Genomic DNA, 8629 nt, shown 5'->3' on the forward strand with positions numbered 1-8629 from the left:
ACTTTTTATGAAAAAACGTAATCATCTTAAAATTAATCATTACAAAAACCTAAAGAATATTACTCATTATACACTATTATCTCCAAATTCTTCATTTGTTAAAAAATCAGATTATAACAGAAATGCTTTATTTTATAAATTTTTATTTAATTTATTTCCTAAATAAAAGAATCAATGTTAGAGTAAGATATAGCAGTAAACTATAAAGAGTTGTAGGTGAACAATAATGATAGAAATAAAAACATCCCCTCTAAGTGATGGGGAATTTAATAGAGGCGTATTTGCTACATGTGATATCAAAAAAGGTACTTTATTCCATGAAGCTCCTGTCGTTCCTTATCCAAATGATCAACATAAGTATATTGAAAGAACAGTACTCGAAGATTATGTTTATGAATATGGCATTAATCACAGTGCAGTTGTTCTAGGCTATGGCATGCTATTTAACCATTCCTATGAACCAAATGCTACTTATGAGATTAATTTTGATAAGCATACGTTTGACTACTATGCTTATAAAGATATAAAAGCCGGCGAAGAAATTTTAATAAATTATAATGGGGAAGTCGATGATTACGAGCCATTATGGTTTAATAAAGATAAAGAGGAAAAAGAAGATTAAGAAAAAAAACTGTAAACAAATACCTCAAATTTTAAGGAGTTTGTCTACAGTCTGAAGGCTCGATACTATTTCGAGCCTTTTTTCTTCTTCCACTTTGATTCGTATTCCGCTTTTTCGTGATGTACTTCCTTTAATAGACTTAACGTCATTAAAATCATAATAACGGAGAAAGGAAGAGCCGCAATAATCATCATATTTTGTAATGCTTGTAATCCTCCAGAATAAAGTAATACAAGCGAGATAGTAGTTAACAAAAGACCCCAAATCACTTTAATTCTATTGCTGGGATTCTGAATTCCATTAGCAGAAAGCATCCCCAATACGAATGTTCCTGAATCTGCAGATGTAATAAAGAAAACACTAATCAACACAATAGCTAAAATAGAAAGTAAAGAACTAAAAGGATAATGCTCTAGTAGCGCAAACAGTGTTTCTTCTGTAGCAAAAGTCGAAATAGAACCTAATCCGTTATGCTCTAATAGCATCGCATTCCCACCAAAGACAGTAAACCATAAAAAGCCGATTACAGATGGGATAAATAATACATAGGTAACAAATTCACGAATTGTTCTTCCTTTTGAAATGCGAGCAATAAAAATACCAACAAAAGGTGACCACGCAATCCACCAAGCCCAATAAAAAATCGTCCAAGTATCTATCCATGCGCGACCTTCACCATTTAAAGGAGCAATTCGAAAACTCATCCGAACTAGATTTTGTAAATACGTCCCAATCGTATCTGTAAATAAGTTTAGAATAAAGACAGTGTTACCCAGAATAAAAACAATCAAAAATAAGATAAAAGCTAAAATCATATTCGTATTACTAAGAATTTTAATTCCTTTACCTAATCCCGAAAGTGCTGAAAGGATAAATAACACAGTGACTATTACAATGATAATAAACTGAGTTAGAAAATTAGATGGAACGCCATAAAGAAAAGATAGCCCACCATTAATTTGCACTGCTCCAAATCCAAGTGTTGTCGCAATTCCTGTTACTGTTGCGAAAACAGCAATAATATCGACAATTCTTCCCAATCTTCCATCCATTGAATTACCGAGCAATGGCTTTAAGGTGGAACTAATTAGTGTAGTTCCACCCTTCCTAAAGGTTGTATAAGCAAGACTGAGTGCAACAATTCCGTATACTGCCCATGCATGAATTCCCCAATGGAAATAGGTGTATCTCATCGCATCTTTCATACCTTGGTCTGTGCCTATTTCATTTGTTGGAGAACTAATTGCATAATGGCTTAATGGCTCCGCTGTTCCGTAAAAAACAAGGCCAATCCCCATACCTGCGCTAAAAAGCATCGCTAACCAAGCTAGTCGTGAAAACTCTGGCTTATCGTCTGGTTTTCCTAATTTAATTTTCCCGACAGGACTTATTAATAAGTACAAACATATTATTACGAAAAATGTGACCACAATTAAATAATACCAACCAAATGAATCTGTTATAAAAGACTGTGCATTAGCTGTAGTTACTTCAAGCGTATTCGGAGCAATAACTCCCACCAAGACAATCAATAATAAAATAATTACAGAAACAGAAAAAACAAGATGATTCTTAAACTTCATATAATAAATTCTCCTTAATCAAATAATAATCTATGTAGATTAGTTGCTTAGTTATTATATCCGTTATTTGGAGAATTAAACACATACTAGTTCTCAAGGTGCACTATGACCGTTTTACAATTTTCCAATAAAAAACAAAGTCTTCACCCTTATCGGTAAAGACTTTGTCTCTAATTGGTTTTCTAGGAATTTAAACCTCAACAGTAATCTATAAGCTGCTACCCCATTATTCCTCAAAAGTTAGAACTATTAATACAGAATCACAATTTAGGAGCTAATTCAACAGCCTGACGCATTGCTTCCATTAAGCTTTTTTCATCTGCGATCCCCTTACCTGCAATGTCAAATGCTGTCCCGTGGTCCACACTTGTTCGAATAATTGGTAAACCAACCGTGATATTTACTCCTGCGTCTAATCCCAATACTTTCACTGGACCATGTCCTTGGTCATGATACATTGCTACAACAATATCAAAATCTCCGCGTACTGCTCGGAAAAATAATGTGTCTGCTGGAAGTGGGCCAACAGCTTCTATGCCCTCCCTTTGTGCCTTTTCTACACCAGGAATTACTTTCTCTTCTTCTTCTCCATAACCAAATAGCCCATTTTCACCAGCATGTGGATTAATACCACATACTGCAATTTTAGGATTTGAAATACCTGCCTTTTGCAACGTATCATGTGCGAGTTTAATGACATGGTAAACACGTTCTGGATTTATCATTTTTACTGCATCAATAATCCCAACATGTGTTGTTACATGAATAACTTTTAGATTCGGTGCAGATAGCATCATAGAGAAATCTTGTGTGCCAGTAAGATCAGCTAGAATTTCTGTATGACCTGGATATTTATGTCCACCTTTATGCAATGCCTCTTTATTTAAAGGCGCAGTGCAAATGGCATGAATTTTCTCTTCCTTTGCAAGCTCAATTGCTTTAGCAAGATATTGAAATGCTGCATTCCCTGCTTCCGGAGATACTGTTCCTATAGGAAGCGTTTCATCCAATAAATTTAAATTTAAACAATAAACCGTACCATAATGATAAGATATTTCTGCAATGTCTTCTACAGATATATTCTTTATTATCAACTCGCTATTTACAAACTGTTTCGCTCTTTCTAAAATTTTACTATCACCAATTACTAAAGGTCGGCTAATATCATACATTTCCTCTTCACCGAGACTCTTTAGAATAATTTCTGGACCAACACCTGCTGCATCTCCCATTGTTATACCTACAATTGGTTTTAATTTACTCATACTATCACCCTTCTTTTGTTAATCAAAAATTCTAATGCTTTTATTAATGATTCTTCTGCTCCAAATCCGCCAGCCTTAGTAACCGCCCAATAACTATTAATCCTAGTTCTAATTTTACCAAAGGGAAGTCCTGCCTCAATCTCCAAATACAATTCCATTTCCGTAACACCAAGTGCTCGACATACTGCCTTGGCTGTATCTCCACCTGTTAACACTAAACCTTTTATATTAGGAAAAGCCTTTAACAAATGATTTGCAATAATCCCCAAACCGTTCGATATTGCCTCACTTACATCAGTTTTACTTAAACCAAGCTTCTTACCAGCTTCTACCGCACTCGTTCTGTTAGTATCATCAGCTTCCACATAAAGCACAAAATGTTTACAGCCTTTATATTGCTCAACTTTATTCGCAAACTCATCCAATCTATATATTTGATTAATTAAATCAACAGGATTAATTTTCAGAAAATAGGAGTTTGATAAACTCTCAACCTTGCATAATTGCTTTTTGGTTACTTGAGATAAACTTCCTGAAACAATAAGTGTATGATTAATTTCCATTTCTTCTGTATCTTTTACAGAAGCAGAATTTAGATTTAATATTTCTGGCAAATACTCAATTAGTCCAGCGGATCCTGCCCATACGATTGATTTATTTAGCCCTACAAACAGTTCTGCAATATGGAAAAGATCCTCTTCTGTTTCCGCATCACAAACAAACCATTTATTACCTTCCTCTATCGAAGAGCGTATGATGCTATCTTTCTCTTCCTTAGATTTGTGCCAAATTTCCTTATTTAACAGTTTAATTTTCCTATTATCTGTTGGATTTAAGAGCTTTGGTAGATAGGATTCTTCCACTGGTGTCTTCGGATCTTTTGAAAATTCAGTTTCTGTTATGATGACACCGCCTACAAAATGATGCCCATTGATGGTTTGACGTCTCATTTTGGGATAGGCTGGAGCAATAACAATGACCTCTGGCTCATAAACAGCTTCTATCGCTGTAAGTTCAGCTTCTATGTTCCCTCTTAGCGTGGAATCAACCTTCTTATATATATGTTGATACCCTCTATTTTTAAGAAAAGTAGCCGCCTCTACTACCGACTGATATGCTTCTTCTCCGTTTTTTGCTCTGCTATCCGTATCTAATATAAGAACATCAGAATCTGTGTTTTCAGACGAATTTTTAAGATCAAACACTACAGTAGTAGACAAATCCTTCATCGCCAGCTGAACACCAGAATCGTTTGCGCCTGTTAAATCATCTGAAATAATCCCCATTTTGTATCTCAAGTCGAACACATCCCTTAACTTACATTTTGATACCCTGTTCCTCAAATTTATATCCTTTTTTTTCTAATCTTTTCACTAAGAATCCTACATAGATTGGAAGTAGTATTGCTGTGGTCACCACAGAAGCAGCAACCTGAACTGTTGCAATATCCACCACTGATGCGAAGCTTACATTTGCAGCTGCAATAACTGCCGGTGTTGCCACTGCATTTCCAGCTGTTGAACCTTCAGCAGCTCCAACAATTGGGTTCCATTTTAGAAGTTTGAATACATAATAACCTGCTGTTCCTGTTACAAAAACGGTTAATAATCCTAGAATAATACCGGCTAAACCACCTTCTATAATGGCAGTGAAATTAATCCCCATTCCAAGAGCAAAAGCAAAAAATGGAATTAACATGGAACTTCCGCTATCTAAAAATTCTCTCATTTTATCATCTAAATTCCCTAATACCATACCGACAACAATTGGAAGAAGCACGGAAATAAAGGAAGTGACAGAAAATAATCCATCAACAAATCCCATCGCACCAAAGATTGATAAAGCAACCATTGTTAAAAAAGGTCCATCATTAAGAGCTAAAAGTGAATAAGCTGCTCGGTCTTCCTTACTACCGTACTGACCAACTAATGCAACAAATAATCCACCATTACTATTTGTCATTGCGGCAATAACGGCAATAGGTGCTAATCCTAACCAAAGGCCATTATCTCCAGCAAATAGATACGCTAATAATCCAAAGACGGCACCAACAACCCATTTTGTTAGTAATAAAGTTGCGCCTTTCCCAACAGAAACTCCAAAGGATTTTACATTGATTTGTGCACCAGTACATAAAAGAAATAAAGCAATTAAAGTAGGTGCCCCATTAACAAATAAAGCCTCCGTAAAATTTCCAATTCTAAGAAGATTGGGAGTAAAAGTATTTAATAGCGCTGCAATTAGCAACGGAACTACCATCATCCCTCCAGGAATCCGATCCAACGTTTCTTTTATCTTCATAATCTTAACACTCCTTTTAATATGTTTCAATTTAAAACAATAAGTAATCGTTTACAATGATAATTGTAATTGCTTTCATTTATTTACACAATGAAAACAGTGTAAAATGTTGCAAAATTAAACACTTGAAATAAAAAAAAGCTGAAAACTTATTGTTTCAGCTTCCGCCATAGAGTCGTTCGATTTATCCCTAGTCTTTCTGCAACTTTTGTCTGGTTATATTGTTCTTCTTCCATAACAGCATCAATAATTCTTTTTTCAATTTCTACTAAAGTACCTTGTAAATACTCTTTATCTATACTTTCTATTTTCTTTAACCTGTCTCCAAGAAGCTGTTGAATTAACCTTTTTCCAATTACGAAACCTTTTTCTTCCTTCACCGCATCGCGAATAAGAATATATAATTCTTCTACATTGCCTGGCCAGGTATAGGATTCCAATACCTGCAAAGCCTCTTCCTTTATTTTAATTGCTGAAGTTCCAAATTTTGCATGAAAAGCAGCTAAAAAGAGTGCTGCTAATGGCCTTATATCCTCTTTCCGCTCAGACAAAGTTGGAAAATCAATGCGAATGAAATCGGGATAAGAAAGAGAGTGATATATTTCAGTGTCTATCGTATCTATTGCAATAATCACCGTTATCCCCAAAGCATGTAACTTCCTTACTCTTTCAACAAACAATCTTAACTCGCTAGCACTTAACATTTCGATTTCATTAAAATATATCGATTTTATATCCGAGTCTATTTGATTTTTCATTGTAAGGAATGCAGCGGCAGATATGATTCCTAAAAAACCAATCCCCCTATTTTTTTTGTAGTGAATAAGTTTTGAGACTTGTTTTTTCCCAGTACCCAATTTCCCTATTAGTATCCAATAATGATTACTAAGATTACTATCTATCTTATCGATACATCTCTTCATCCTCTCACTTTTAGAGATGATTACCGGTTGAGTGGGGACATCTATAATATGTAAAGGACTTTCCTCAACTAATTCATCTAATAAAGAGAATGCAAACAAATAATGATTTTCTCCCTCTAAATTTATTGGTACCATCATCTGTTTTATTCTTTTATGCTGATTCGTCACTATTATATCCAGTTCTTCTTGAAGATTATTTTTTTGATGTATTACATTTATCAATTTTTTTACCGGAACTTGCGTATGATCGAATATTGCCCAGTTTTCATAGACAATAGTTCCTTCACCATTCACTACAATAACATCCGATAATTGTCTCTCTATAACGGTTTGCATAATAGTCATTTGCAAACGTTGCTTTCTCAACATTCGGTAAATGCTCTTAACTTCTTTAATAGCTTCAAATATAGCTTCTCTTCCTGATTGTATCAGTATCCCTTCTAGATTATACTTAGCTGCAGCATCCCGTGTAATAACGTCCCCAATGATTAATTGATAGCCATCTATTTTCAATTGATTCACCAAAGGCTCAACTTCTATCGCATCCTCAATCGTAAATACCTCAATTGGAATTTCTAACAAGTCTGTTAGTGCTTTAGCTCCAATGGTAATGTTAGAGAACCCAACAATTGCTTTCTTCCCTGGATAATCATTTGCCAATGTCAGAACACGCAACATATCATAGCCAGAAACATGTATATCAACAACTGGAATATTCACTTCTTGCTCTATTAATTGTGCCGTCCCCCCACGGCTTATAATAATCTCAATTCCTTGCTTTTCTGCCTCTTTTGCAATTGGAATTGCCTCCTGTAGATTCGCCAATTCAATATGCATATTAAGTTCATGATCTATTTTTAAACATTCTTCCATTACATGCTCCAATGCAGGATATGGAGCAATTAGTAAAGTTTTAATTTCCATCGTTTTCACCTATTATTCTTTATTACTTTATACATTGAAAGAAATAAGATTAGATGTCAAGTGCCTGTTCCACAATTTAGTAGAGCTAAACAATCAGGAACCCTCCTAAATAATAAAAAACAGACCTACTAATATTTAGCAGATCTGTCTTAAGGTTATGGTCATAGATAGGCTATAACTAGCGCTTTAAATAAATAATTTCCTCCGCTAATTTAGCCATTCGCTTTTTAACATCTTCATCCGTAATTTCGTTCTCATCATCAAAATAATCATTATGCACAAACACATTTTGTACTGTTACCAATCCTTTAAAATACGCAAGAATTGGCTTTAATTGATATTCCATCACAAGAAAATGTTTATCTGTCCCACCTGTGATAACCATCCCTGTTACTTTTGATTTGAACGAATCGACTGGAAGATGATCAAAAAGATTTTTTAATACACCTGTAATGGAAGCTTGATATATTGGGGTTCCTATTACAAGAGCATCGCTTGCTAAAATTGTATTTACTACTTTAATCGTATCATCGTTATAATAGCTTAGTGGTGCCCCATTAACAAATTCAATATCATACTCTCTTAAATCAATTAACTCCACTTGAATAGTTGGATCAAGTGACTTGGCTGCAACTAAAACTTCATTCACTGCTTTTGAAGTTTTGGAACCAACTAACGAACCAGAAATCCCTACAAGCTTCATATTATCCTCCAAGCTTAAAGATAAGCATGAAACACTTTATCTTTGTCAATCTTATTAGTTATTATTAGCAAATTTATCTGCCACTACGCTCCAATTAATGATAGAGAAGAAATTGGAAATGTAGTCAGGTCTTCTATTTTGATAATTTAAGTAGTAGGCATGCTCCCAAACATCTAATCCTAAGATAGCGCGCTCGCCATCCATAATTGGATTATCTTGATTTGGTGTGCTTGTTACTTTTAAATTTCCTTCTTGGTCAACAACTAGCCATGCCCAACCAGATCCAAATCTAGTAGTGGCTGCTGCAG

Annotated in this window: 8 protein-coding genes; 1 reads left to right on the forward strand and 7 read right to left on the reverse strand. The window is 34.7% G+C overall.

The window, feature by feature from the left end; genetic code table 11:
• Window positions 1–226: 226 nt before the first annotated feature.
• The gene (locus RTL21_RS22170) at window positions 227–622 is read left to right on the forward strand and encodes an SET domain-containing protein (RefSeq protein ID WP_312099217.1); all 396 of its coding nucleotides are present in this window, start codon (window positions 227–229) and stop codon (window positions 620–622) included.
• A 65-nt stretch (window positions 623–687) separates the two neighbouring features.
• On the opposite strand, the gene RTL21_RS22175 is transcribed toward RTL21_RS22170, so the two are convergent.
• The 7 genes from RTL21_RS22175 to RTL21_RS22205 all read right to left on the reverse strand — a co-directional run.
• Window positions 688–2205 carry a glycine betaine uptake BCCT transporter gene (locus RTL21_RS22175; protein ID WP_312099219.1) on the reverse strand — a complete coding sequence of 506 codons (1518 nt, stop codon included), beginning with the start codon at window positions 2203–2205 and terminating at the stop codon, window positions 688–690.
• 260 nt (window positions 2206–2465) lie between these two features.
• Window positions 2466–3470, reverse strand: coding sequence for a 4-hydroxythreonine-4-phosphate dehydrogenase PdxA (gene pdxA / locus RTL21_RS22180; RefSeq protein ID WP_312099220.1), 1005 nt, complete (start codon window positions 3468–3470; stop codon window positions 2466–2468).
• Window positions 3467–4777, reverse strand: coding sequence for a four-carbon acid sugar kinase family protein (locus RTL21_RS22185; protein WP_312099222.1), 1311 nt, complete (start codon window positions 4775–4777; stop codon window positions 3467–3469). Before RTL21_RS22185 ends, pdxA begins: the two co-directional genes overlap by 4 nt.
• A gap of 10 nt (window positions 4778–4787) precedes the next feature.
• Window positions 4788–5771 (reverse strand): 2-keto-3-deoxygluconate permease, encoded by a 984-nt coding sequence (locus tag RTL21_RS22190; protein ID WP_312099224.1) that lies wholly within the window; start codon window positions 5769–5771, stop codon window positions 4788–4790.
• A gap of 149 nt (window positions 5772–5920) precedes the next feature.
• Window positions 5921–7618 carry a sigma-54-dependent transcriptional regulator gene (locus tag RTL21_RS22195; RefSeq protein ID WP_312099225.1) on the reverse strand — a complete coding sequence of 566 codons (1698 nt, stop codon included), beginning with the start codon at window positions 7616–7618 and terminating at the stop codon, window positions 5921–5923.
• Between the two features lie 178 nt (window positions 7619–7796).
• Window positions 7797–8321: an NADPH-dependent FMN reductase gene (locus RTL21_RS22200; protein WP_312099226.1), complete on the reverse strand. Its 525-nt coding sequence runs from the start codon at window positions 8319–8321 to the stop codon at window positions 7797–7799.
• A gap of 54 nt (window positions 8322–8375) precedes the next feature.
• The coding region (locus RTL21_RS22205; protein ID WP_312099228.1) for a superoxide dismutase at window positions 8376–8629 on the reverse strand (254 nt) is incomplete at its 5' end.

It is taken from the genome of Niallia sp. (assembly GCF_031978665.1).
Taxonomy (GTDB): domain Bacteria; phylum Bacillota; class Bacilli; order Bacillales; family Cytobacillaceae; genus Niallia.